Origin of the sequence: Sinorhizobium sp. NG07B (assembly GCF_002532005.1) — a bacterium.
In the GTDB taxonomy this organism is placed as follows: domain Bacteria; phylum Pseudomonadota; class Alphaproteobacteria; order Rhizobiales; family Rhizobiaceae; genus Sinorhizobium; species Sinorhizobium fredii_C.
In genome coordinates this window covers 1,689,246-1,711,382 of record NZ_NWTD01000001.1, presented here as the reverse complement: position 1 = coordinate 1,711,382, position 22,137 = coordinate 1,689,246, and the positions used below count along the sequence as shown (strand labels likewise).

Annotated in this window: 28 protein-coding genes; 21 read left to right on the top strand and 7 right to left on the bottom strand. The window is 60.4% G+C overall.

Features of this window, described 5'->3' with window-relative positions; genetic code table 11:
• Positions 1 to 9: 9 nt before the first annotated feature.
• On the bottom strand, positions 10 to 696 hold the full coding sequence (locus CO664_RS30145) for a hypothetical protein (RefSeq protein WP_141471685.1): 687 nt from the start codon (positions 694 to 696) through the stop codon (positions 10 to 12).
• Between the two features lie 157 nt (positions 697 to 853).
• Positions 854 to 1,054, bottom strand: coding sequence for a hypothetical protein (locus tag CO664_RS08220; protein ID WP_097538383.1), 201 nt, complete (start codon positions 1,052 to 1,054; stop codon positions 854 to 856).
• Positions 1,055 to 1,083: 29 nt separating this feature from the next.
• Here CO664_RS08220 and CO664_RS08215 point away from each other — a divergent pair, with 29 nt between their 5' ends.
• Genes CO664_RS08215 through CO664_RS08200 form a run of 4 tightly spaced genes read left to right on the top strand, consistent with a single transcriptional unit; the run spans position 1,084 to position 3,827 of the window.
• Positions 1,084 to 2,229, top strand: coding sequence for a DUF2213 domain-containing protein (locus tag CO664_RS08215; protein ID WP_097538382.1), 1,146 nt, complete (start codon positions 1,084 to 1,086; stop codon positions 2,227 to 2,229).
• Positions 2,229 to 2,666, top strand: coding sequence for a DUF2190 family protein (locus CO664_RS08210; protein ID WP_097538381.1), 438 nt, complete (start codon positions 2,229 to 2,231; stop codon positions 2,664 to 2,666). Before CO664_RS08215 ends, CO664_RS08210 begins: the two co-directional genes overlap by 1 nt.
• Positions 2,667 to 2,681: 15 nt before the next feature.
• Positions 2,682 to 3,635, top strand: coding sequence for a major capsid family protein (locus tag CO664_RS08205; protein ID WP_097538380.1), 954 nt, complete (start codon positions 2,682 to 2,684; stop codon positions 3,633 to 3,635).
• 12 nt (positions 3,636 to 3,647) lie between these two features.
• A complete protein-coding gene (locus CO664_RS08200) occupies positions 3,648 to 3,827 on the top strand; it encodes a hypothetical protein (protein WP_097538379.1) in 180 nt (59 codons plus the stop codon).
• A 30-nt stretch (positions 3,828 to 3,857) separates the two neighbouring features.
• Here the strand turns inward: CO664_RS08200 and CO664_RS08195 are convergent, their stop codons facing one another.
• Complete coding sequence (locus CO664_RS08195) at positions 3,858 to 4,268, bottom strand: hypothetical protein (RefSeq protein ID WP_097538619.1); 411 nt, start codon at positions 4,266 to 4,268, stop codon at positions 3,858 to 3,860.
• 76 nt (positions 4,269 to 4,344) lie between these two features.
• Here CO664_RS08195 and CO664_RS08190 point away from each other — a divergent pair, with 76 nt between their 5' ends.
• Positions 4,345 to 4,839 carry a DnaT-like ssDNA-binding protein gene (locus tag CO664_RS08190; protein WP_097538378.1) on the top strand — a complete coding sequence of 165 codons (495 nt, stop codon included), beginning with the start codon at positions 4,345 to 4,347 and terminating at the stop codon, positions 4,837 to 4,839.
• 28 nt (positions 4,840 to 4,867) lie between these two features.
• Here the strand turns inward: CO664_RS08190 and CO664_RS31670 are convergent, their stop codons facing one another.
• Positions 4,868 to 5,029 carry a Thivi_2564 family membrane protein gene (locus CO664_RS31670; RefSeq protein WP_097538377.1) on the bottom strand — a complete coding sequence of 54 codons (162 nt, stop codon included), beginning with the start codon at positions 5,027 to 5,029 and terminating at the stop codon, positions 4,868 to 4,870.
• An 80-nt stretch (positions 5,030 to 5,109) separates the two neighbouring features.
• Between CO664_RS31670 and CO664_RS08180 the strand changes: the two genes are divergently transcribed.
• Complete coding sequence (locus tag CO664_RS08180) at positions 5,110 to 5,475, top strand: hypothetical protein (RefSeq protein WP_097538376.1); 366 nt, start codon at positions 5,110 to 5,112, stop codon at positions 5,473 to 5,475.
• On the opposite strand, the gene CO664_RS31665 is transcribed toward CO664_RS08180, so the two are convergent.
• Positions 5,472 to 5,684 (bottom strand): hypothetical protein, encoded by a 213-nt coding sequence (locus CO664_RS31665; RefSeq protein ID WP_097538375.1) that lies wholly within the window; start codon positions 5,682 to 5,684, stop codon positions 5,472 to 5,474. The genes CO664_RS08180 and CO664_RS31665 overlap by 4 nt on opposite strands.
• Positions 5,685 to 5,758: 74 nt before the next feature.
• Between CO664_RS31665 and CO664_RS30640 the strand changes: the two genes are divergently transcribed.
• From CO664_RS30640 to CO664_RS31560, 7 genes are all read left to right on the top strand, one after another.
• Complete coding sequence (locus CO664_RS30640) at positions 5,759 to 5,929, top strand: hypothetical protein (protein WP_176536515.1); 171 nt, start codon at positions 5,759 to 5,761, stop codon at positions 5,927 to 5,929.
• Positions 5,929 to 6,981, top strand: coding sequence for a phage minor head protein (locus tag CO664_RS08170; protein WP_097538374.1), 1,053 nt, complete (start codon positions 5,929 to 5,931; stop codon positions 6,979 to 6,981). Before CO664_RS30640 ends, CO664_RS08170 begins: the two co-directional genes overlap by 1 nt.
• On the top strand, positions 6,981 to 7,445 hold the full coding sequence (locus tag CO664_RS08165) for a hypothetical protein (RefSeq protein ID WP_097538373.1): 465 nt from the start codon (positions 6,981 to 6,983) through the stop codon (positions 7,443 to 7,445). The genes CO664_RS08170 and CO664_RS08165 overlap by 1 nt, the downstream gene beginning before the upstream one ends.
• Before the next feature lie 189 nt (positions 7,446 to 7,634).
• Positions 7,635 to 8,066, top strand: coding sequence for a phage tail terminator-like protein (locus CO664_RS08155; protein WP_097538371.1), 432 nt, complete (start codon positions 7,635 to 7,637; stop codon positions 8,064 to 8,066).
• A gap of 57 nt (positions 8,067 to 8,123) precedes the next feature.
• Positions 8,124 to 8,855: a hypothetical protein gene (locus CO664_RS08150; protein WP_097538370.1), complete on the top strand. Its 732-nt coding sequence runs from the start codon at positions 8,124 to 8,126 to the stop codon at positions 8,853 to 8,855.
• A gap of 8 nt (positions 8,856 to 8,863) precedes the next feature.
• Positions 8,864 to 9,298: a hypothetical protein gene (locus CO664_RS08145; protein WP_097538369.1), complete on the top strand. Its 435-nt coding sequence runs from the start codon at positions 8,864 to 8,866 to the stop codon at positions 9,296 to 9,298.
• 197 nt (positions 9,299 to 9,495) lie between these two features.
• Positions 9,496 to 9,624 carry a hypothetical protein gene (locus CO664_RS31560; protein WP_272939088.1) on the top strand — a complete coding sequence of 43 codons (129 nt, stop codon included), beginning with the start codon at positions 9,496 to 9,498 and terminating at the stop codon, positions 9,622 to 9,624.
• Between the two features lie 10 nt (positions 9,625 to 9,634).
• On the opposite strand, the gene CO664_RS30635 is transcribed toward CO664_RS31560, so the two are convergent.
• Positions 9,635 to 9,784, bottom strand: coding sequence for a hypothetical protein (locus tag CO664_RS30635; protein WP_158254909.1), 150 nt, complete (start codon positions 9,782 to 9,784; stop codon positions 9,635 to 9,637).
• 83 nt (positions 9,785 to 9,867) lie between these two features.
• On the opposite strand from CO664_RS30635, the gene CO664_RS08140 reads away from it, so the two are divergent.
• From CO664_RS08140 to CO664_RS08115, 6 genes are all read left to right on the top strand, one after another.
• Complete coding sequence (locus CO664_RS08140) at positions 9,868 to 12,672, top strand: phage tail length tape measure family protein (protein ID WP_097538368.1); 2,805 nt, start codon at positions 9,868 to 9,870, stop codon at positions 12,670 to 12,672.
• A 2-nt stretch (positions 12,673 to 12,674) separates the two neighbouring features.
• Positions 12,675 to 13,439: a hypothetical protein gene (locus tag CO664_RS08135; protein WP_097538367.1), complete on the top strand. Its 765-nt coding sequence runs from the start codon at positions 12,675 to 12,677 to the stop codon at positions 13,437 to 13,439.
• Complete coding sequence (locus CO664_RS08130) at positions 13,439 to 14,041, top strand: hypothetical protein (RefSeq protein WP_097538366.1); 603 nt, start codon at positions 13,439 to 13,441, stop codon at positions 14,039 to 14,041. Before CO664_RS08135 ends, CO664_RS08130 begins: the two co-directional genes overlap by 1 nt.
• A 7-nt stretch (positions 14,042 to 14,048) precedes the next feature.
• Positions 14,049 to 14,462, top strand: a complete 414-nt coding sequence (locus tag CO664_RS08125) for a hypothetical protein (RefSeq protein WP_097538365.1) — start codon at positions 14,049 to 14,051, stop codon at positions 14,460 to 14,462.
• A gap of 41 nt (positions 14,463 to 14,503) precedes the next feature.
• On the top strand, positions 14,504 to 16,672 hold the full coding sequence (locus CO664_RS08120) for a hypothetical protein (RefSeq protein ID WP_234820167.1): 2,169 nt from the start codon (positions 14,504 to 14,506) through the stop codon (positions 16,670 to 16,672).
• A gap of 67 nt (positions 16,673 to 16,739) precedes the next feature.
• A complete protein-coding gene (locus CO664_RS08115; RefSeq protein ID WP_097538364.1) occupies positions 16,740 to 19,121 on the top strand; it encodes a hypothetical protein in 2,382 nt (793 codons plus the stop codon).
• Here CO664_RS08115 and CO664_RS08110 read toward each other — a convergent pair.
• On the bottom strand, positions 19,108 to 19,875 hold the full coding sequence (locus CO664_RS08110) for an alpha/beta hydrolase (protein ID WP_097538363.1): 768 nt from the start codon (positions 19,873 to 19,875) through the stop codon (positions 19,108 to 19,110). The two genes, CO664_RS08115 and CO664_RS08110, sit on opposite strands and share 14 nt — an antisense overlap.
• Before the next feature lie 92 nt (positions 19,876 to 19,967).
• Between CO664_RS08110 and CO664_RS08105 the strand changes: the two genes are divergently transcribed.
• Positions 19,968 to 20,189, top strand: coding sequence for a hypothetical protein (locus tag CO664_RS08105; RefSeq protein ID WP_097538362.1), 222 nt, complete (start codon positions 19,968 to 19,970; stop codon positions 20,187 to 20,189).
• A 227-nt stretch (positions 20,190 to 20,416) separates the two neighbouring features.
• On the top strand, positions 20,417 to 22,099 hold the full coding sequence (locus CO664_RS08100; RefSeq protein ID WP_141471683.1) for a calcium-binding protein: 1,683 nt from the start codon (positions 20,417 to 20,419) through the stop codon (positions 22,097 to 22,099).
• Positions 22,100 to 22,137 lie beyond the last annotated feature (38 nt).

The following is a 22,137-nucleotide window of genomic DNA, read 5'->3' as shown; positions in this document are numbered from 1 at the left end:
CGTCGCGGATCAGGTCGCGTTGTTGCCTTGATCGGTAAACGTCATCGAGCCATCAAAGAAGCCGCTCTTGTTTCGCAGCCGGAACTCGCTCACGTGGCTGTCTCCGAAGATGTCGCGATAACGAATCTCACCATAGACATAGATTGCCTCAGTTCCTGAGGCCAGATTCTGGACGGACTGCGATGAAATGGGAGCTGGGGCTGCGGCCATTGATCGACTACTATGCCCCGCTCCAAGGGACATAACAGACGCGGGAGGCAACTCTACGAGTGCGAACGACTCGGGCGCGGCAGGTTGTGGCCGGATCCCGATCCTGACATGAGCTTGCAGATCTAACGCCGGAGTTTGCCCGGTATTCTTAAACCCGATACTGCCTATGGGGCGTGAGTTTGGCAAAACGTAGTCCAGATGCTGCCCACCAGCATCGCACGTCAAACTGGAGCCTTCGACTAATACGTAAGCCCGCAGTTGTTTTTTTGCGATCTCGGCAGCTTGAGATGATGCCTCCCCGGCAAGTCTAGCTGATTCCGAAGCGGCATCGGCCGCGATTTTGGCCGAACGGGCGGATCGATCGGTGACCTTCCACAGAAGCGCTGTGACGATAACCAATACAACCGTAGCTAAGGCGGTAACGACGGTACCGGCTGCACTCCACAGACCCAATTCGGACGGTTGTGGCCCCAAGTAGATCGACACTGCCCATCCGAGACCAAACGCTATCAGTGCTGCACAGGCGGCTGCCACCCAAACGGAAATTTCTCTCACAATCACACCTAGGAGCTTAGAGTTGAGCAACGTCGATAGCACATCTGACTACCGCACGGTCAACAACACCATGCACATCACGGCTTAATCAGCCGATCGGCTCTAAGTGGTTGAGAAACATAAATGTCGAGACTAGCCGCTCATCTTCCTCGCTAAACTCCAGCAGGAAGGCCTCCTTGCCGTCCCACGTTTCGTAAGTCTCTCCAAGCACTGCATTCGACCCACCCGACAGATCTTCGATCGTCTTTCTGAGCTCACTCGGCACTCGGTAGCGAATTACCCTGGGCATTGGCGCATCTCCTAAACGGGACGCATACCATGAAATTCACCGACAATGCACCGATCGCGGGCACGCGACGGACCGCCGACGGCTACCTTGTCGCGGACGTGCGCACCGCTCGCACCGGCATCCAGCTCTATGCCGGCCATGAGGTCGGCAAACCGGAAATGCAGGTAGTAAAGGTCTACCGGCCCGAGGACCAGGTCTTCGACAAGGCCAGCCTCGGCAGCTACGCGCACAAGCCGGTGACGAACGATCACCCAGCTGAGGCCGTGACCCCGGATAATTGGAAGGCCGTTTCGGTCGGGCAGATCGGCGACGAGATCGCCCGTGATGGGGAATTCGTCCGCATCCCGCTCATCGTCATGGATGCAGCCGCGATCAAGGCGATCGATGACGGCAAGCGTGAACTCTCCGCCGGCTACACCTGCGATCTCGCATGGGAGGCCGGCACCACGCCAGAGGGCGAAAAATACGACGCCATTCAGAAGGATATCCGGATCAACCACGTCGCCATCGTGCAGCGCGGCCGTGCCGGATCGGAAGCTCGCATCGGCGACGGTGCGGGGAAGTGGGGCGTGAGCCCCGTCAACACCCAGATAGCAGATGAAAGGATACCCAAGATGGATCTGCGAAAAATTCTGGTCGATGGGCTCACGGTCGAGACGACCGATCAGGGCGCACAGGCCATCACCAAACTGCAGAAGGACTTGGAATCGTCCGCTGCAAAGTTCGCCGACGCCGAAAAGGCACATCAGGTAGCGCTGGCTGCCAAGGATGCTGAGTTGGCGAAGAAGGATGCCGAGATCGATGCGCTGAAAGGCCGGATCCTTTCGGACGCCGAGCTCGACAAGCGCGTCCAGGCTCGCGCCGACCTCGTCGCTAAGGCGAGCGTTCTCGCCAAGGACGTCAAGACCGAAGGCCTTTCCGACGCGGCCATCCGCAAGGCTGTCGTCGTCGCCAAGCTCGGCGATGCGGCGATTGCCGACAAGTCGGAGGCCTATATCGACGCCCGATTCGACATGCTGGTTGAAGATGCCAGCAAGGGCGGCGGCGCTGATCCTTTCCGCATCGCTGTGCAGCAGGGCCTTTCCCAGGTCTCTGACGCCAGTGCCTCTGCAACCGCTCACAAGGCCATGGTCTCCGATCTCGAATCGGCCTGGCAGACGAAGGGAGCTAAGTGATGCCTGCAGTTCAGACCACTTACAGCGCCCAGCACGCTCGCTGGGTCGAGGGCATGAACCTCAACATGGAGCCGTCCGTCGTCGTCACGCGCCTCGCTGAGGACGTGGAAGGCATCGGCTTCGGCAAGGTTTGCGTTCAGGGCACCGCCGACAATCAGGTCGTGGATTCGGAAGCCACGGCCAAGTTCGCCGGCATCGCCGTGCTCGACACCACTCGCCCGACGGGCAAGTACGAGCAGTACGAGAACGTGGCCGTCATGAAGAAGGGCGTCATCGTCGTGCAGGCCTCCGAGGCCGTCGCCGTCGGCGATCCCGTCTACTACACCCCGGCGACCGGCGTTCTGTCGAAGACGTCGACGTCGAACACCCTCATCCCGAATGCGACCTGGGATACCAGCACTTCTGGTGCCGGTCTCGCAGCCCTTCGCCTCGGCTAACCAGGAGCGATCTCGATGGACGCAATTATTACTCAGGACGCTCAGCAGGTCGCGATGAGCTTCCTTATCCGTCAGGCCTCGCTGATCGAGCCGACGGTCTATGCGATTAAGTACCAGGAGATCCAGTACGCCCAGCTGATCCCCGTCGACACCTCGGCGCCGGAATGGATTCAGTCGGTCACCTACTTCTCCATGGACTCGGTCGGTCAGGCCCAGTGGTTCAGCGGCCTCGCGCACGACGTGCCGAAGGTCGAACTGACCCGCGAGAAGTTCGAGACGACCGTCAGCATGGCGGCGATCGGCTACGGGTACACGCTCGAGGAGCTTGGCACGGCCCAACTGCTCGGCATGAATCTCAATCCGGACAAGGCCTCCGCGGCGCGCCGCGTAGCGGAAGAGAAGATCGACACCGTGGCCTTCATCGGCGATACCGGCAAGGGCTACACCGGTCTGGTCAACGCTTCCACGCCGACGGCAACCACGGCGCCGGCAGACGGTACCGGCTCGGCAACGACCTTCGCCAGCAAAACGCCGGATCAGATCCTCCGCGACATCAACGGTCAGCTCACCGGCATTTTCACCGGCACGCTTGGTGCGGAGATCGCGGACACGCTGCTCCTGCCGTATTCGGTACTGCTCGATCTCTCGACGCGCCGGATCGACGCCGTCAACCAAACCACCATCCTCGAATGGATCGAGCGGAACAACATCTACACCCGGACCACGGGGCAGCCGCTCACCATTCGAGGTGTGTTCGGCTACCTCGATACGGCTGGCGCCGGCAGCACCAAGCGCATGGTTGCTTACCGCCGCTCGCCCGAGGTGCTGAAGATGCACATCCCCATGCCGTTCCGGTTCCTGCCGGCTTGGCAGACCGGACCGATGAAGTTCGACGTCCCGGGCATCTTCCGCGTCGGCGGCGTCGACATCCGCCGGCCGAAGGCAGTCCGCTACCTCGACGGCATCTAAGGAGGACTGACCATGAAGGTGAAGAACATCTCGCCCGGTCCGCGTGGCCTCAATTCGAAAGCCGGCCCGGTTCTCGTGGAGCCGGGTCAGGTTGTCAATGTCGAAATGTCGGACGCCGAACTGAAGGTTTCCAAGGAGACCGGCTGGTTCGAGTTCGGCGCCAAGACCTCGACGGACGAAGAGAAGAAGTAACGGCGAACCCGGCGCGCAACTGCCGGGCGGTCAATACGAGACGGTGACGTCGACCCATCGGCCAACATCACCGCGCCCATAAATCTCAACTTCCACCCAGACGTCGCCGCGGATGATCATGTCTGCGGCGTCGCTGGTCATGGAGCCGTTTGAGAGCATCACTTCCAACGCCTGGCGATTAACGGCGTCTCCGAAGAAGGTATCGCTTTGGTCGCCTCGGTCGCGAATCCCGTAAGTGTGAAAGTTCGCTCGGTCTTGCCGGATGACCTGCCAAGGTCTCGTGAGCCGAGCTCCGCTCGAACTAAACAGGTCATCTCGGCTGATGTAAGCGCGATAGGCATCGATCAAACCAGCTGACCGCGCTCGGGTAATGGTTGCCTGTCCATAGGCCGACGAAGCGGCAATGACCGCCCCAACAAGTGCAATTGCAAGTTTCTTCATCATGCGTCACCTCCCGCATAAGGATACCTTTGCCGGTGGCGAATTCCAACTGCTTCGATAGGGCTAGGAGCGCATCATGCCTGGATACGGCGACAATGCAGGCTTCACGGCTTACGCTGCGGCGGCCGGCTATGTCTTTCCCGATGGCACGACCGATGAACAGAAGGCCGCTGCGCGTCAGCGCGGCTCTCTGGTGATCGATCGGTATGAGCCGCGGTTCAGCGGCAAGCGGACAGGCGGGTACGCCCAAGAGCGCGCATGGCCGCGCACCGGCGCCACGACCTATTACGGCGAGGCCATCCCCTCGAGCGAAATCCCGGTCGCCATCATCAACGCCTCATACGAGGCGGCTCTCCTCGAGTTAACCAACCCCGGCAGCCTGTCGCCGGTCGTTACAGGATGCGCGACGGTGAAACGCGAGAAAATTGGACAGCTTGAGGTCGAATATTCAACCTCTTCTTCAACGGACATCGACGATCTTGTCGCGCTCGCCACGCCGGTTGTCACGATCATCGAGGGGCTGCTCTGGCCGTTCCTCGTGCCGGTATTGCCTGGCGCTCTGGTGGTTTAACAGCAGCTAGCCCTTGCACGGGCAGCAATTAGATTACGCCCAGAGACATGAGCAACGAGACCGCACCGACAACCAGGATAACAACCTGAGCCAGCTGCTTCATCGCGGGGTCAATCGGAAGTTTCTGCACTGGGTAGAGCAAAACGACGGCGAAAAGGACTGTGACCAGGATGCTAATTACCACGGACATGCCCCAAGCCCTTTGAACAAAACGCCTTTCAGCAATGAAGCTGTAGATATGACTGAGTACCGGAAAGGGAAGAGCGCAGGATGGCAAACCCTCTTTTCGCCCGCCTGCAGGCTACGGCGCAGCGCCTGATTGCCAAATACGGCCAGGCTGGCACCGTAACGCGCATCACGCCTCCGGACCCGGTCAACGGCGGCGATCCGGTCGAAACCGCATACACGGCCACGCTCGTGCCGATGCAGTACGAGGCGAGGGAGATCGACGGGACCGAGATCCTCACCGGTGACGTCAAGATCTACATCTCGTCGGTCGGGTTGGCCATTGAGCCTTCGCCCGGGAATTTGGTAGCCGTCAGTGGCAAGACGTATCGCGTCATCCGCTCTGATCCGAACAACTACGACGGCCTGACGAACGTCGTCTTCATCGTCCAGGGACGGATCGCTTCTTAGTCGTGGCCAGGCGCCGACCACTGGAGCTGGAACAAGACGCTATCATCGCGTGACGGGAACCAGCAGTGAGCGTCGAGACCGGATGATTCAGCTTCGGCGCTTGGCTCCTTGAGAACGTAACAACCCGCATATGTCTTCACCGACTTGCAAAGCCGCTCCAGATCCGAATGGCGGACGTTTCTGACTAGAACAGGCTCAAACTCTTCCATTGGTTCGCTCCCCTGCGATCCGGCGGCACGAGACTATTATCGAAAGCTAATGTTGAAAAGAGAGGATTCCAGCCATGAAAATCCGCTTCGTGAAGGCCTATACCTCCCACGCCGTCGGCGACGTCGTCGATGCAGTCGACCTGTCGGGAGGTCTTGCTCAGGGCCTGATCAATCTCGGCATCGCTGAAAAGATGCCTGAGGAGAAGGTCGCCAAGAAGGGCGAGAAGGCTGGCGCCGCCGAGTAATGGGATCCCTTCGCCAACAGCTCGACGCGCTCATAGAAGAGCTTTCCCCTGCAATGGAGAAGGCCTTCCGCGAGGCGATCGAGGACATCAAATCGGAGATCGTGCTTCGTGAGGTCGTCGAGCGGCTCGAGCGCCGCGACGTGGAAGGCGCCATCGCGGCGCTTCACATCGACCTGGCAGCATTTCGGCCGCTCTCCGAAGCGATCCGGACCGCCTTCAACGCCGGCGGCCTCCGGGTCGCCAAGAACATGCCGCGTCTGTCCGATCCCATGGGCGGCCGCGTCGTCTTCCGCTGGGACGTGCTGAACCAACGCGCCGAACAGATCATCCGCGAAGCCTCGTCGACAATGATCACGCATGTGACCGAGGACACGAAGCAGATGGCACGGGAGAGGATCGAAGCAGGCTATGCCAAGGGGCAGGGGCCGAACACGATCGCTCTCGACATCGCCGGCCGGGTGAACAAGGTCACCGGACGCCGCGAGGGCGGTTTGCTCGGCATGACGTCGAAACTGGCCAGGACCGTCGAGAACGCTCGCACAGCGCTGCTCTCTGGCGATATTGAGGGCATAAAGCACTACCTGACGCTGACGCGCCGCGATAAGCGCTTCGACCGGCAGGTCGCCAAGGCCGTTCGGGAAGGTAAGCCGCTCCCGGCCGACGCCGTGCAGAAGATCACCGGCAGGCTTGCCGACCGATATGTCCAGCTCCGGGCCCAGACGATCGCGCGGACGGAAACCCAGTCATCGGTGCATGCGGCCAAGCACGAGGCTTATCAGCAAGGGCTGGACCGCGCCGGCCGCGATGCCGCTCTGGTTACCCGGCGCTGGCGCTCTGTTGGCGATGGCCGGGTTCGACACACGCACCAGGTCCTGAGCGGCGACGAGCTCGCGGGCATGGACCTGCCGTTTCAGTCGCCGTCGGGCGCCCTGCTGCGCTTCCCGGGTGATACGAGCCTCGGCGCCGGCGCGGCCGAGATCATCGGCTGCCGCTGCCACGTCGAATACAACTTCGACTTCGCGGAAGAATACGCGCGCTCGCGGGGCCGCTGATGGCTGAGAACCAATTCTTTGCGGCCCAGGTGTCGGAATGGGCGATGCAAGAGAAGGCGCGCCAAGAGGCTGTGTTGCGCGAGGCCGCTCAGATGGTCGCAAACAATGTGCGGACATCAGTGGCTGCCGGCGGCCGGATGCCGGTCGACACAGGTAACCTAAAGAATTCCCTGATGGCCTCGACCTCGGCCATGCCGATGGTCGACCAAGACGAGAAAGCCTATCCGGACAGCAGTGGCGAGATCGAGCTGATCATCTCGAACCTCGAAGTCGGCGGGACGCTCTATCTCGGGTTTCAGGCCGCCTACGGGCCCCGCATGAATTACGGCTTCGTCGGCGAAGACAGTCTTGGGCGGCTCTATAACCAGGCGGGATATGGATTCGTCGATGCCGAGGCGCAGGACTGGCCTCAGACGGTCAAGCGGGCGGAGGAGAAGGTTCGCGGTCGGTTCGAGAGAGGCTGACGCCTTCGGAAAGGCTCAGAAAAGCAGCCTGAATAATCGACAGATCTCGGATCGCCATGGAGATCACGTCTTGAGCGTGCTTCGTGCGAACGGTGCGGTTGAGCAGCAACGCGAGCGCTTGATGGATGAGGTCGTAAACCTCTTCGTCGCTGAGCGGGTGATTATCGGCCATGGGCCTAGAGGTAGCAGATGGCTGACACCGTTGAAAAGAAAATCTATCAGGCGCTGCTCATCCAAATGCAGGCCTTCGTTCCACCGGCAGGCGTAACCATCGTCCTGCCCGGGCAGACATTCACGCCGACGGCACAAAGCAAGTTCGTCTCGGTCGAGGTGCATTTCAACCGTTCGATCGAAACCGACCTGTCGCTCGTCATGGACCCGATCCGGCAAGGCTTCATGCGCACCAACGTCATGTGGCCGAAGGGTTCCGCCATCGTCGACGGCTACGACGTCGCCGGCCAGCTGCGCCAGCACGTCCGCCGCGGCACCAAGCTCTTCCGGACCGACACACAGGTTCGCATCGACGAGGATCCTGAGATCGGCGTCCTCGTCACCGGCGACACGCACCACAACATCCCCGTCACCACCCGGTGGCGCTGCTATCCGCAAGTTCCGGCCTGATTGGCCCTGCCGTTCCGCGCCTTCGGCAAGCGCAATCAGACATGAGAGGAAAACTCAATGCCCCAGCTCTATCCTGTGGCAGGCGCCAAGATTTATATCGGGCCAGCCGTCAACTCTGTTCCGGACGATGCGGACGTCATCGAATCCCTGTTCACCTCGGTCAGTTTCACCGAGGTCAAGGGCTGGCAGACCATGGGAGCGATCGGTGACGCCGCCACGCTTATCACCGAAGCCGTCATTTCTTCCGGCCGCGATCTCAAGGCCAAGGGCACGCGCAATGCCGGCTCGATGCAGAACAACTTCATCATCCTGCCGACCGACGCCGGCCAGATCGCACTGATTGCCGCGGAGAAGACCGACTACAACTATCCCTTCAAGCTCGCGTTTGACGACGCGCCGCCGGCCAAGACGACGACGGTGACGATGACGATCGCAAACCCGGGCGTCATCACGTGGGCGTCTCATGGGCTTGCCGCAGGCACTCCGGTCAAGTTCAGCACGACCGGCGCACTGCCCACCGGCCTTGTCGCCGGCACGACCTATTACGTCGTGAACCCCAACGCCAACGACTTCCAGGTCGCGGCAACTCCGGGCGGCGCAGCCATCAACACCACCGGCACCCAGTCGGGCACGCACACGGCCACGACCGTTCCGGTCGGAACGATCAAATACTTCTACGGGATCGTCATGACCGCCCAGGAGAACGGCGGCGGCGCCAACACCGCCCGCCTGCTGCAGGGCAACGTCGAGATCAACTCGCCGATCCTGACGATCGCTCCGATCGGTTGAGGTGATTGATGTCTGAAGAGTTCGTCGACCTTTCCGGCCTCGAAGCCCTCGTCCAGTCCCAGGAAGAGGGCATCGAGCTCGACATCCTCAATGAGCAGGCCAAGCCGATCGGCCTCAAGATCAAGATCGTCGGTCCGGACAGCGACCGGATGCAGAAAGCAATGCGCGATGTCGCTGCCGAGTTCGCCAAGGCGGCCGCGGAGCGCGAAAGCCTCGGCGAGGCGCCGACCGACGACGGCGACGCCCGCATGATCGCTATCCTCGCCAAGGCGACGGTGAGCTGGTCGCCGAATCCGAAGATCGGCGGCAACGTCGTGCCCTTCTCGGAGGAGAACGTTCGGAACCTCTATTCGAAGTTCCGCATAATCCGTGAGCAAGTCGAGGTCAGGGCGGTCCGCCGGAGCTCTTTTACCAAAGGCTCACCGGCCGCCTCTGCCAACTGATCGAAGATCAGCACCACGGCAAGAGGATCGTCGTCCCGGCGGCCGGTGAGCAAGTCTGGTGGTGGTTCAGAGAGCTTGACAGCCAGCGCACCGGCAACGGCTACGGGCCCAACGCTCTCGGGTTCCAGGCGATCGGAGAATGGGCGAGGCTTCGCGGCCTCGTCCTCAAGCAGTGGCAGCTGGATGCCATTCTGGCGATGGATTTGAAGCGTCGAGAAATCATGGCGTCGAAAGATGAAGCGTCAGAACCGGAAAACGCGCCGGTTTCCGAGCGTCCGCTCACGGCGCGTCTGTTCGATGCGCTGTTCCCCGGCAAAAGAAAGTGAGCGATAGCGCTCAATCGTCCTCGTCAGCATCCAAGGGTAAAAGCGAATGACCTTTCAGCCAGTCCTCGAGGATGAGGAGGATTGCAGTCTCTCGGCTGATGCCCTGTTCTGCCATGAAGATTTGGATGCCACGCTCCACGTCGTCGCTTAAGTCGATCATTACTCGCCCCGTAGTTGTCGCCGGGCGATCAAAACCAAGTTTCCACTCAAATGACAAGGCTCCCGCTGGGAGATTGCGAACGAATGACCGAAGCGACCCTTGGTTTCAAAATCGACAGCTCACCGGCGTCGTCGGCCGCGGCTGATCTCGACAAGCTGACTGCGTCTGCCGTCCGGACCGAGCAGGCCGTCGGCAAGCTTGAGACCGAAGCGGCAGGCCTCGGCGCGGCGCTGGGTAAGGCTGCTGACGGCGCCCGCAAGGCGGGAGCGCCTGTTGAGAGCCTCGGGCGTTCCTTCGGCTCCCAGGATGAGCATATCCGCGCGTTCCGCCTCGAGGTCGAGCGGCTCACGATGAAATATAGGCCGCTCGCCCAGGCAACGCAGCAATATCAGGCGACGGTTACCGAGATCCAGCGCGCGCACAAGCTCGGCGCCATTACGGCGCAGGAGATGACCGCTGCACTCGATCGCGAGCGCCAAGCCTATGAGCGCCTGAAGACCTCTGCGACGGCCGCCGGCGCCGCTATGAAAGCTGCCAACAGCAACAGGGGAGGCGCGCAGAGCTTCAACTCGGCCAACGCAGCATTTCAGTTTCAGGACATCGCCGTCACGGCCGCCATGGGAATGAACCCGCTGATGATCGGCCTTCAGCAGGGCACGCAGCTGGCAGCCGTCGTGGGTTCGATGGAAAGGCCGGTGGCGGGCCTTGCCGCTGCCTTCACGTCGCTGATCAACCCGGTGTCGCTGGTGACGATCGGTTTGACCGCTGGCGTTGCCGCTCTCGTCCAGTATTTCACGACGGCCGAAAGCGGGACCGGAAAGACGAACGCGCTGTTCGAAGAGCAGAACGATCTGATCCGCCGCGCGGCCGCGCTCTGGGGCGACGCTGCTCCGCAGTTGAAGGCCTATGTCGACGAGCTCGACCGTGCCGACAAGATCACGCAGGGCCGAGAGGCTTCCGAGATCCTGGCCGGCCGTGAGCTCGAAGGCCTTGGCGAGCAGTTGCAGGGCATCGGACAGCAGTTCTCCGAAGCCGTGCGCGGGCTCCGCGGCATTGATGCGGATCCTGCGTTCATCCGCGACTTCTCACAGGCCTTCGGTGATCTTCGCGAACGTCTTGACGATGGCACTGCATCCATAGCCGACATCAACAACGCTCAGCGCCTATTGTCTGAGGCTGTCGACCGTTACGGCATCAAGTCCGTACTCGGCTTCCGCGATGCCTTCGATCTCATCACGAAATCGATCCGCGACAGCATCGAGGCTGCAAAGCAGGCGAGGGCGGAATGGATCGCAGCCATCGCCGGCGGCACCAATGTGCAGGACATCATTTCCGGCTCGTTCTTCACCGACAACGGCCGAACGATGCGCACGGCGGACTTCGTGCCGCTCAACCCGGCCGTTCCGTCGCGGCGCCCGAACATCGAACTCAGCGGCGATCCGGACGCCACGACCATCCTCAATCCCGACGGCCTACTGACGAACGTTCCGGTCCCGGGCCAGAAACCGAACTTCTTCGAGCTCGAGGAGCAGAAGGAGAAAGTCGACGACGTCACGAAAGCCTACCGTCAGGCGGCCGAGGCGAAGGCGGACTTCTGGCTCGACGTCTCGTTTCAGGAGCGCCAAGCCGAGCGCAGCGCGATCGATCGACAGGTCGCCAGCACGCTCAGCCGTTACGGCATGAACGAGGATCTGAACTCGCCCGAGGCCAACGCGATCCGGTCGCAGCTTCAGCGCGAGCAAAACCGGGAGCTGGTCAGCAGCTTCCTGACCGACTTCCGCGACGGGTTGCTGGAAAACAGCGGCGATATCGGCAAGGCTATGGGCGACGCGATCAAGAACGCGCTGCTCAATGCTCTGGCGAAGGCAAGCGACCAGGCGATCGAGCGGCTCACCAACTCGCTCGTGAACATGTTCTTCAGCGGCGGAACTTCGTCGACGGTATCTGGCGGCGGCGCGGCGACAACCACACTCAGCGCACTGCTCGGCTACGGTGGCAAGGCGGCGAACGACAACCGCTCTGTAGGTGGCATCAACGCTTACGCCAAAGCCATCCAGTCGATAGAGAGCGGCGGCAATTACGGCGCGCTTGGCCCCGTCACCCGATCGGGCGACCGCGCCTATGGCGCCTATCAGGTCATGGGCGCGAACATCGGCCCGTGGTCCGAGGCCGCGCTCGGCCGCCGCCTGTCGGCTCCTGAGTTTCTGAACGATCGGTCGGCGCAGGATGCCATCTTCAACCACCGTTTCGGAGGCTATGTCGATAAGTACGGCGCGTCGGGAGCCGCGCAGGCATGGTTCGGCGGACCGGGCTCTGTCGGCAAGGGCGGCATGGGTGCGGACATCCTCGGCACGACCGGCAACGCCTACGTCGCAAAGTTCAACAGCGCGCTGGAGAAAGCCAGCGGCAGCCTCGGGCAATTCGGGGGCGGTCTCAGCCAGTTCGGCCAGGTGCTCGCCTCGAGCGCAAGCGGCGGCGGGTCCGGTCTCCTCAGCAGCCTGTCGTCCTTCGGCATGAGCGTGTTCTCGCGCTCTGGCCAGTTCGCCTCGGCGATGCTCAGCGGCGGGATCGGTCTCTTCGCCAACGGCACGAACTACGCTCCGGGCGGTCTGTCGATCGTCGGCGAGCGCGGTCCGGAGCTCGTCAACCTTCCGCAAGGGTCCCAGGTCACCAGCAATCACAAGCTGATGTCGATGGCCGCGAACAGCAATCGCGGCTCCAACAGCGCCGGCACCATGAACGTCAATGTGATCGGCGCCAATGGCGATGAGCATGTCCGGATGCTCGTTCAGCAGGGCGTCGGCGAGGCTCTGCGGGAATATAACGAGCAGCAGCGCCGCGGCGGCTTCGGCCAGATCCAGACACGCTACACGTCTCAGAAGGGCTGAGGATGGCCAGGTCATACATCAATCAGCCCACCGTCCCGATCCAGTATCTGCGGCCGACCCGGGCGAGTTTCGACAATGTTGGCTCTGGCATCGATGGCGGGGTCAACGGCAACGGCGAATCCATCTCGATCGAGATGAGCGGCGGAGGCCGGGTCACCGCAACGTACGAGCGTTGCGTCCTGCAGGGCGACGACATGGAGCGCCACGAGGTCATCAACTGGATGGGCGCTCGAGGAAACGGCGGGTTCCGGTTCTTTAACGTGCCGATCATCAATGACGGCATCGGGCCTTTCCCGGTCATCAACGGCAAGCGCCGGCCGATCGTCAGCGGGATACCGCATTCGGACGGAGCGCTGTTTTCGGATCTGTCGGGATACTCACAGGCGACCGTCTGGGGGAAGTTGACTGCTGCCGCGACTGTCGGGGCCGGTCAACTCTCCATGCGCGTCTACGAGGCTGCAAGGCCACTGCGCTGGTCGGACTGGTTTTCGATCTACCACCCGACGAAAGGCTGGCGAGCCTATCGATATTGGGAAAGTCACAAAGCGGCTGAGGGAGTGGAAAGCGTCGGTGGCGTCAATCTCAGCTACGTCGATTACCAGCTCGCCACCAGTCCGGCACTGCGCGAAGCGTCCGTGCTCGACACGCGAGTCGAGCTGGCGCGGCCGCTATGCGTCATGAAGTTCCCGCAAGGCTTCACACTGCCGTGGGATTATGAGGCCTGGTATCAAAGCCGGCCGACCCTGCAGTTTGTCGAGGCGTTCTGATGGGCTGGATACCTGACAACGTTATCGAGGAGATGCGCGGCAGCCATCAACTCGGCATCTTCCTTCGCGTGGACACGGACCCCGCGCTGCATATGTGGTTCGGGGTCCACGACATCCAAACTGGTTTCGACAGCATCGACCCGGACGGAACAGTCTATCTGGGCGGCGGCGTGCTTCAGGGAGTGCCGACGCTCGAGGTTCTGGTTAACGGCACGGCGGACAGCGTCGAGTTCTCAGTTTCGGGCATCGACCCTGCCACTGGTGGCAAGATGCTTGACAGTCTGCCGCCGCTGCGCGGCGCCGCGGTCCAGCTCGGCCTGACCACTTTGGATCAATATTACCAGCCGATGAGCAAGATCATACCGATCTGGACGGGAACGGCATCGCACGTCTCGGAGTCTAACCCGATGGTCACGGCGAACGAAAGCCCGAGACTGACGATGGCGCTCTCCGTCGTGTCGGGCGAGACGACACGCTCGCGCGCGTCTCGATCGCTGTGGTCTGCGCCGCATCAGAAGGCGATCTCGCCGACGGACCTCTTCTGCGATGGCACCGCTCGCCTGTCGCGCGGCGTCCAGCCGGTCTGGCCGCACTACACCTGAGGCCTCGATGAACATCCATGACTTCTTGAAGCTGCCGCATCGGTTCCGATGGGGCGGCCTGGGCGGCGATGATTGCATCATGTTCTGCGCCTCGTGGGTTGCCGATCAGACGGGCGTCGATCCCGCTGAGAAGGTGAGGGGGACCTATCGGGATGAGGAAGGCGCTCTTGCTTTCGTCGCTCGCTCTGGCGGCCTGATTCCGATGATCGACAACGGCGTGAAACCGTTCGGCTACGGGCGGACAGATAGCCCGGTAACCGGCGACATCGGCGTAGTGCTGGCACCGTCCGACATCGACGGCACAGTCAAGGAGATCGGGGCCATCCGCTTCGGTCCCCTCTGGGCCGTGTTGGCGCCTGCCGGCGTCAGGGCAAAACGATTCGACTTCGTGGCGGCTTGGAGCCGGGGAGATAAGGCTTGAGCCTCAAGGTCCTTTATGAGAGCGCGCCGTCTGAAGAAATCATCCATCGCGCGCGGATCGATCTGAGAGCGAGTTCCGCACACTACAGCCGTGTTCTCTTCGATCCGATCTTCACGCCGATCTTCACGGCATTGTTTACGCCGATCTTCGGCGCCGGTACCGCGCTGACGACTTTCGCCGTCGGCGCTGCATCTGCCATTGCGACGACTGCTTTAACAGTCGGCCTGCAGTTGCTCCTTGCGCCAAGCGTCAAGACGCCGAAGCCTGAAGACGGCAAGGTTCCGAAGACGCAGGCGATACCCTACCGCTGGTGGGGCGTCGGCCGGACCCGTGTCGCCGGCGCCTATATGCTTTGGGAGGCGAAGGGCCCTTATCTGTATGCCGTTCAGGCGCTGGTCGGCCACCGCATTAAGTCGATCAATCGCTACTATCTGCACGATGATGAAGTGACGATCGGCGCTGGGAACTATGTGAATGGCTTGGCCGATGGGCGTTACGGCGATCAAAAGGTTCGGCTATATAGCCGTTTGGGAGCAAATCCAGAAACGGCCTACGCGGATGTCGTAGCCGGCATTCCGGAATCGTGGACGAATGCGCATCGTGGTGATGGGCAAGCGTCAGTCGCGATGATCGCCCGGACCCCAAAACAACAGCATTACAACAGTCGTTTCCCGTACAACGCGCCGTCGGTTTCCGTCGAAGCTGATCTCGCATATTGCTGGAATTTCCGCGATCCCGCCCAGGACCCTGAAAATCCGTCGACATGGACCTGGTCGCAGAATTGCGCCGAGATCCTCGCTTGGCATCTCTGCTTCAACGAGTTCGGGGAAAGGCTGGATTACACGAAGGCCATCTTGCCAGTCCTCGATCTCTGGATCGAAGAAGCCGATATCTGTGACGAAGACGTCCTCTTGGCCGGCGGCGGGACGGAGAAGCGCTACCAGTGCAATGGCTACGACACGACGGAGAACGGGCCAAAGGCCGCGACGAATGCTATCCTGGCCGCCTGTGACGGTCATCTGGTGGCGCGAGGCGACGGTGCCCGCATCCTCACCGTCGGCAAATTCAGGGAGAGCCGCTGCGGGGTCCTGACGGACGCGGACATCGTCGGGCACAACATCCAGTATGACGTGCTGTTCGAAGACGAAATCAACCGCCTCATCCCGAAGTTCTCCTATCCGGCGATCGACTATGCGACGGCGGACACGGACTATTTCGAGGACAGCGAAGCGCAACTGAAAGCCGGTCGCGTGCTCGCGCAGGAGGCGGAATACACGTGGGTCCATCAGTGGCGGCAGGCCCGCAGGCTGGGAAAGCGAGAGTGGCTTCGCATCCAGCAGAAGACGCGCGGCTCGATCGATGTCCGGCTCTCAGGCATCAACTCGGTCTATAACCGCTGGAACCGGCTGGAGACGCCGAAACGGCTGCCCAGGCTTGACGGAAAGATCATCGAAAACCGCCGCGCGCTGCTCTCGGTCACCCGGGGCGGGTTCTCGATGGATATCGTCGAGCATCCCGACAATATTGATGCGTGGGCGCCGGCAGTCGACGAGGGGCAGCAGCCGCCTGTACCTCCGGCCCCAAACCCGGCAGGGCTAGTGACACCGGTCATTAACCTGGTGCAGGCGAAAGCCAGTTCCGGAAGCGTCTATATCCGTGTGGTGATCATCGATCCAGATGACGAGAGCCTGACGCCGACGGTGCGGTACCGTGTGGCGAATGCTGATGGGCTAGGCACTCCTGGCGCTTGGGTGGAGCAGAAGAACGAGGATGCTGACCCGTCTGGCGGATACATCGATCTTGCTACGGCAGTCGTACCGGCTGACAAGCTGCTCGACGTGCAGGCCGCGTTTATTGCTTCGAACGGCCGCTATTCCGATTGGTCCGTCACGGCGAACATCACGTCGACGGTTGATTCAGTCGCGCCGGGAACGCCGACAAACCTAACCGCGCCGAACTCGGTGACGACGGTTCCAGTGAGTGCCAAGGCGGCGAACGACAATACAAGGTTCCTCATCTTCAAACGTGGCACGACAGCGCAAAGCTTCGCCGCCGCAACAACGATCGGAACCTATTCCGTTACCGCCAACCAGACGATCTCGTTCAATGATACGCCTGGTGCAGGAACCTACAAATACTGGTGCGGCGCCGAGAACATCTCCGGCGTGCCATCCGCTTCGCAGGCGTCGGTAACCACCGTCGTCACCTAACGCAAACAGACATCACCTTTCTTCGCTCTGGCAGTGCGCCGGGGCGCTTTCGCATGAGGAAAACTCAATGGTTGAACTTGCAGCCACGATCTTTTCGGATGGGCCGAGCTCGAACCCTGACCAGCCGATGAAGCCTCGGATCAGGGAATGGGGCACGTGGATCGAAGGGATCATCGCCGCGTTCACGTCGAATGGTGGCCTGATCTACGACACTCGCGCCGAGCTGTTTGCTGACACCTCCTTCACTGAGAACCGCATGGCGTGGGTCATTGCGGACCCGACCGTTGGCTATAACGGCGTCTATGGTTTCGATCCTGCCACCGACGTGTGGGATAGAAAGTCGGACCTGCCGTTTTCGTTCATCATCGCATCGGACACAGGTGCCGGCAGTCCCAACGCCATCCAGGCGACGACGAGCATTCCGATCCCGGGATCGGCGCTCGTCTGGATGAATATCGCTGACTCGAACACATCAAGCCCGGTTACCGTCTCCTTCAACGGCGACTCGGCACTCACGATCAAGACGAATAGTGGCACGGACGTCGCTGCTGGCGGTCTGAGTGCCGGAATGATCGTGATGGGCATCGTGACCGGCTTGACGTTCCGGCTGTTGAGCGACCAGCAGAGCGCGGCGATTGTTGCGGCAGCGGAGGCCGCGCGCGATGCAGCGCAGGCTGCTGCAGCGAGCGTGAACATCAAAAATGTGGCGACGCGTTCCGCATTAAAGGCGCTCAACACTGCGGTGACAACGCTCGCTTTCTTGGGCGAGACTGGCAGATATGGAACATTTGCCTGGAGGGCGGGGGATTACTCCACCCATATAGCTGCGGATACTCAGGAGGCCGTCTACATCAAGGCTGACGCTATTTCCGCATCCGCGGGCGCTTGGGTGAGACAACATGACGGGTGGTTGCGGCCTGAATGGTTCGGTGCGGTGGGCAACAATTCCGCTGACTGCGGTCCTGCCTTCAGGAAGATGTTTGCTTTGGGAATATTCCTTGGTGCAGCTACATTTTCCGCTACGCCAGGAGCGATCTATCGGTTCAGTTCGCCCGACCCGGTCGACGTCAATCAGGCATACGCTATCGCTGTTCTGAACGTAGCAGTTGACATTCACATTCAAATGCGCGGCGCCCGGTTCGTCATCACCAATAGCATCAGATCTGCCGCCGCCATAGCGGCCGGCACACCCGGGACGCTCTTCAGATTTGAAAGTGTCAACATCGGAGAGGCTACTGGCAACGGACAGAAGTTCCATGTCGATGGCGGCTTCTACGACTCTACTCAGGTCGCAGCCTCCACAGAGGCTGTCCAGACGATTGGCATTTTTAGCGTCGTCGGCAATTTCAACATGATCTGCGAGAACGCGACGTTCTACCATGGCGTGAATGCCCCAAGTGGCGAGAACGTCGGGGTCGGAGGAGGAGACCAAAGCTTCTTTCTGAGCGGCTTCGCCTCTGCATCTTTCGTCAGCTGCGACTTCATTGGGCCGCCGGACTTGGCCATCTATGCGTCCAACAGCGTCGGCAAGTACATGCGCGTGGTCGCATGTCGTTTCTACTGCTTCAAGGCAGCTATCGGCATCAAGCGGTTCAGCGGCTACTACATCGTGCTTGGGTGCGTTTTCGAGCGCGGCGACATCGCCATTTATGAACCCGTTGCGGACGGGCTCACGACCAACAACGGCGGAATCGGGATTATCTCGAACAACATCTTCCGCAAGATACAGACGAGGCCGATCGACATTTCCGCTCGCTCCGATCGATCGCGCGTGACCGATAATATCATTGAGGATTTCGGTCGCAGGTATTCGGATGGTGGCGAGCTTGCTGTGGTCGAGCAGATAAGCGGAGTGCGAGTGCGTGCATGGTGGGTCAACGTTTCAGACAATTGGATCGGCTTGGCGGATTGGACGCTTGGAACCACGGCCGGCAAGGAACAGGTTGGTGTTACGTTTGGATATGATGGCAGCCATGCCAAGGGCGCCAACAATTGCGTGGCCGACGAAAACACATTCTTCGGCCTTTATCGACGTGTCGTGTACCAGGCGAACACGAGCGGCAATTCGCAAAGGAATAACAAGGGTATAAGCGTATCGCAACCTGACAGCGACAGCGGGCAGAATAATTTGCCCATTTCACTTCCTGATGGTCAGGCGACATCGGTGATGATGCCGAGTAATCGGTGCGTTGTCCTAATCGAAAGCCAGTCTGATGCCGCCGGCTTTCCCAATGGCCACCTCTGGGTCAACACTACTGGAGCTCCTACGAACCCGGTGCCTATGGGCTTCATCACGACGACGAATATCTCGTTCACCACCGGGGCGCTTGCAAATGGCGGCGGCGTCGCCAGTAACATTACCTTCTCTGCTCACTCGGATGGCCGGCTCTACATTGCCAACCGAACGGGTGGCACGAAACTGCTCAAGGTATCCTTCATCGATCGGTAGGGTGGCGCTGGCTGCGCCGCTCTGCTGCTTCATCGAAGTTCTGCCAATAGTTGTCAGAGAAGCGGCGTGAAGCGCGGACAAGGTGCCTGAAGGTACGCGCATCATAGTTATTCTCGCGGATGAGATCGAAGAGTAGGCCAGTATTTCCTGCCTCGGCCAAGGTGTTGATTGTGCTGTGACCCAGAAAGGGGCATCTCACAATATGGAGGTTTGGTGTCTTCGGAAGGCGAGCGGCATGCCGCCTGTCTATTCGTGTGAACCAGTCGACGAAGACGAAGGTCTCCATTGGGAGATCGCCCTCCTCGACTTTCATCCCCTTGTGTATCGGCTCGCGGTAATAGAGTTCGGACCTGGCGCGGTCGAACTGCCATACGTCCTTCAGTTCGATAGAATGCTGCGGCGAAAACGCCAGGCCGATTTCAGCCCCGAGCGCGCTTCCGTACTTAAGCGCCGCGTATGCGCCCATGCTGTGACCATAGGTGATCACCCGATCGTATCGCTTTAACAGCGGCAGGATCTGGGAGAGGACCTTATCCATCTCGCGCCGGCAGTACCACGCCTTCTTGTAGTCTGTGATCCCGATGACCGAAATGCCACGCTTACGGAAGAAGTCAGCGCCCCAAAGCAACTTGTGGCGAGTGATCGAATGAAAACTGACTACGAGAAGGTCGGAACGTTCCGCTGGCTGGTATTGTGCGACAAGGCAACCGGTATCCACCAAGTCGATTCGGGCGGTCTCCAGCTTGTTGAGCATCGCCTTGCTTTCATCCCCTTCCAGGTCCGCGAGCGCGGATAATCTATGGCAGGAATCGTAATATCTTCAACCATCAATAGAAAGGTGCGCCAATGTCGACGCCGCTAGAGCAAATCAACCGGAGTGCAATTCATCGCGTGCTCGTCCAGAACAAGCGTGAATGGTTGGGGCACTGCTTCCACTTCGCCTACAGCCCGCAAGGGGGGGAGTACTGGACCGAACTCGTGAAGTCGCCTGAGACACCGCTGCCGCCAGAAGCAGTGGCGTACCTCGAGGAGTTGCGCGCCAGCGATATCCCTGAGATGGAGGTATAGGCCTGCCCGTACCTCGGGCGCGTTAGTTTTTATTGTGCAATTAAGCACTACAAAGGTTGCATATGTGGACTGGGTTCCCTCGGAACTCTAAGTTTCAGCAATCGATTCGCGCCTGTCACACCGATCTTCATATGCGTGCAATGAGGGGCCTCAGCTAAATTCCAATTGAACAGCAAATGAAAAGCTCCTAACGCTAAGCGCATATTTTTGCACGTTTGGAGGGCAGCGTGGCAACGCTTACAGTTTCCGACAGTTACGGCCTGGATATGAGCGACTTTGATTTCAGCTCGCTTTTCTATGCTGACTCGTACACTCGCACATCAACGACATTTACGGCAAACTATGGCAGCTGGGCCGATCAGTTTCGCGGGAGCGGCTTCAGGTACGACAGTGGCGGCGTTCCTACAGCGGGCACGGTGTCGAGCTATGCAATCCTTTATAATGGCAGCCGCATGGCCGAGGTTTCCGGCATTTCGATTGCTGTGACAACGATCGTCGAGGCCGCCAAGACTGATTGGACTTACGATGACGAGGCGATCATCCAGAACGCGCTACGCGGCAACGACGTCATCAAAGGTGGGGATTTAACCAATTTCCTTTGGGGGTATGCCGGCGACGACAAAATACACGGTGGCGAATCTTGGGATCAACTCCACGGCGGCGATGGAAACGATACGCTCCATGGCGGAGCTGACTATGATGACTTGTGGGGCGACAACGGCAATGACACGCTCTATGGCGGTACCTACGGCGACAGCCTTGCCGGCGGAGACGGCAACGATACATTGATCGGCGGTGAGGGCCAGGATGACCTAAATGGCGGTGCTGGATCCGACACCGCGTCCTACGCCGATGCGACAGAAGGGGTCTTTACAAGCCTGATCGACGGCGGCACTCACCAATTCGATGACGCGTATATGGACCGATACACGTTCATCGAAAACCTCACCGGATCGAGCTTTGCGGACCAGCTCTATGGCGATACCGGCAATAACGTTCTCAGCGGAGAAAAGGGCGATGATCGCCTCTTCGGCGATTATGGGAACGACACGCTTGTCGGTGGCGCTGGCGCAGACTGGATCTACGGCGGCCGGGGTGCCGACACTGCATCCTACGCCAATGCATCGACTGGCGTTGTTGCTAGCCTGGTGAATCCGAGCTCCAACACCAATGATGCGGCGGGAGACAGCTACGATCTGATCGAGAACCTTCTTGGTTCTCGATACGTGGACGTTCTCATCGGAAACCATGTCGACAATACGCTCAACGGCGGCGACGGGAATGACAACCTGCTCGGGGGTGCCGGAGCCGACAAACTCTATGGCGGCAACGGGATCGATAGCGCCTCCTATGCGAAGGCAACCGCCGGTGTGGTCGTCAACATCGGCAACACCAGCGTCAACGTCGGTGAAGCCGTCGGCGACATTTACTCGTCAATCGAGAACCTAATCGGCTCAAGCTACGCGGACCAGCTTCATGGCAGCACCGAGGCGAACAGCCTTGTTGGCGGCGGCGGAAACGACCTGCTATCAGGCAACAGGGGCAATGACTGGATCTATGGCGGTGCGGGCACTGATCGGCTTTACGGCGGCGCGCACGCCGACAGGTTCGTCTTCAAAGCGCTTTCTGAGTCTGCAGGGGCAACGTTCGACACGATTTTCGATTTCCTACCGAGCGAGCAGGACCGAATTGACCTGTCCGCGATCGATGCCGGCACTACGTCCGCGGGCAACCAGGCGTTCTCTTTCGTCGGCACTGCGGCATTCAAGGGAGTCGCCGGCGAGCTCCGCTATGAAAAGCTGGCGTCGGATACCTACATCTATGCGGATGTGAATGGCGATAAGGTCGCCGACCTCAAGATCCATCTGGACGACGCCGTGACGCTGACGAAGGACTATTTCCTGCTTTAGTCCAGCCACCGCAGGGACCTAGAAAGTCCGTTCCGGGG

What these genes read in the sequence shown, in the direction of transcription:
- CO664_RS08220 (WP_097538383.1), bottom strand. Translation starts at nt 1,054, where the DNA reads ATGCCCAGGGTAATTCGCTACCGAGTGCCGAGTGAGCTCAGAAAGACG.
- CO664_RS31665 (WP_097538375.1), bottom strand. Translation starts at nt 5,684, where the DNA reads ATGGAAGAGTTTGAGCCTGTTCTAGTCAGAAACGTCCGCCATTCGGAT.
- CO664_RS31560 (WP_272939088.1), top strand. Translation starts at nt 9,496, where the DNA reads ATGGATTTGAAGCGTCGAGAAATCATGGCGTCGAAAGATGAAGCGTCA.
- CO664_RS08170 (WP_097538374.1), top strand. Translation starts at nt 5,929, where the DNA reads ATGGGATCCCTTCGCCAACAGCTCGACGCGCTCATAGAAGAGCTTTCC.
- CO664_RS31670 (WP_097538377.1), bottom strand. Translation starts at nt 5,029, where the DNA reads ATGTCCGTGGTAATTAGCATCCTGGTCACAGTCCTTTTCGCCGTCGTT.
- CO664_RS08145 (WP_097538369.1), top strand. Translation starts at nt 8,864, where the DNA reads ATGTCTGAAGAGTTCGTCGACCTTTCCGGCCTCGAAGCCCTCGTCCAG.
- CO664_RS08155 (WP_097538371.1), top strand. Translation starts at nt 7,635, where the DNA reads ATGGCTGACACCGTTGAAAAGAAAATCTATCAGGCGCTGCTCATCCAA.
- CO664_RS08180 (WP_097538376.1), top strand. Translation starts at nt 5,110, where the DNA reads ATGGCAAACCCTCTTTTCGCCCGCCTGCAGGCTACGGCGCAGCGCCTG.
- CO664_RS08210 (WP_097538381.1), top strand. Translation starts at nt 2,229, where the DNA reads ATGCCTGCAGTTCAGACCACTTACAGCGCCCAGCACGCTCGCTGGGTC.
- CO664_RS08115 (WP_097538364.1), top strand. Translation starts at nt 16,740, where the DNA reads ATGGTTGAACTTGCAGCCACGATCTTTTCGGATGGGCCGAGCTCGAAC.
- CO664_RS08125 (WP_097538365.1), top strand. Translation starts at nt 14,049, where the DNA reads ATGAACATCCATGACTTCTTGAAGCTGCCGCATCGGTTCCGATGGGGC.
- CO664_RS30640 (WP_176536515.1), top strand. Translation starts at nt 5,759, where the DNA reads ATGAAAATCCGCTTCGTGAAGGCCTATACCTCCCACGCCGTCGGCGAC.
- CO664_RS08190 (WP_097538378.1), top strand. Translation starts at nt 4,345, where the DNA reads ATGCCTGGATACGGCGACAATGCAGGCTTCACGGCTTACGCTGCGGCG.
- CO664_RS08105 (WP_097538362.1), top strand. Translation starts at nt 19,968, where the DNA reads ATGTCGACGCCGCTAGAGCAAATCAACCGGAGTGCAATTCATCGCGTG.
- CO664_RS08200 (WP_097538379.1), top strand. Translation starts at nt 3,648, where the DNA reads ATGAAGGTGAAGAACATCTCGCCCGGTCCGCGTGGCCTCAATTCGAAA.
- CO664_RS08165 (WP_097538373.1), top strand. Translation starts at nt 6,981, where the DNA reads ATGGCTGAGAACCAATTCTTTGCGGCCCAGGTGTCGGAATGGGCGATG.
- CO664_RS08140 (WP_097538368.1), top strand. Translation starts at nt 9,868, where the DNA reads ATGACCGAAGCGACCCTTGGTTTCAAAATCGACAGCTCACCGGCGTCG.
- CO664_RS08135 (WP_097538367.1), top strand. Translation starts at nt 12,675, where the DNA reads ATGGCCAGGTCATACATCAATCAGCCCACCGTCCCGATCCAGTATCTG.
- CO664_RS30635 (WP_158254909.1), bottom strand. Translation starts at nt 9,784, where the DNA reads ATGATCGACTTAAGCGACGACGTGGAGCGTGGCATCCAAATCTTCATG.
- CO664_RS08110 (WP_097538363.1), bottom strand. Translation starts at nt 19,875, where the DNA reads ATGCTCAACAAGCTGGAGACCGCCCGAATCGACTTGGTGGATACCGGT.
- CO664_RS08195 (WP_097538619.1), bottom strand. Translation starts at nt 4,268, where the DNA reads ATGAAGAAACTTGCAATTGCACTTGTTGGGGCGGTCATTGCCGCTTCG.
- CO664_RS08215 (WP_097538382.1), top strand. Translation starts at nt 1,084, where the DNA reads ATGAAATTCACCGACAATGCACCGATCGCGGGCACGCGACGGACCGCC.
- CO664_RS08150 (WP_097538370.1), top strand. Translation starts at nt 8,124, where the DNA reads ATGCCCCAGCTCTATCCTGTGGCAGGCGCCAAGATTTATATCGGGCCA.
- CO664_RS08205 (WP_097538380.1), top strand. Translation starts at nt 2,682, where the DNA reads ATGGACGCAATTATTACTCAGGACGCTCAGCAGGTCGCGATGAGCTTC.
- CO664_RS08130 (WP_097538366.1), top strand. Translation starts at nt 13,439, where the DNA reads ATGGGCTGGATACCTGACAACGTTATCGAGGAGATGCGCGGCAGCCAT.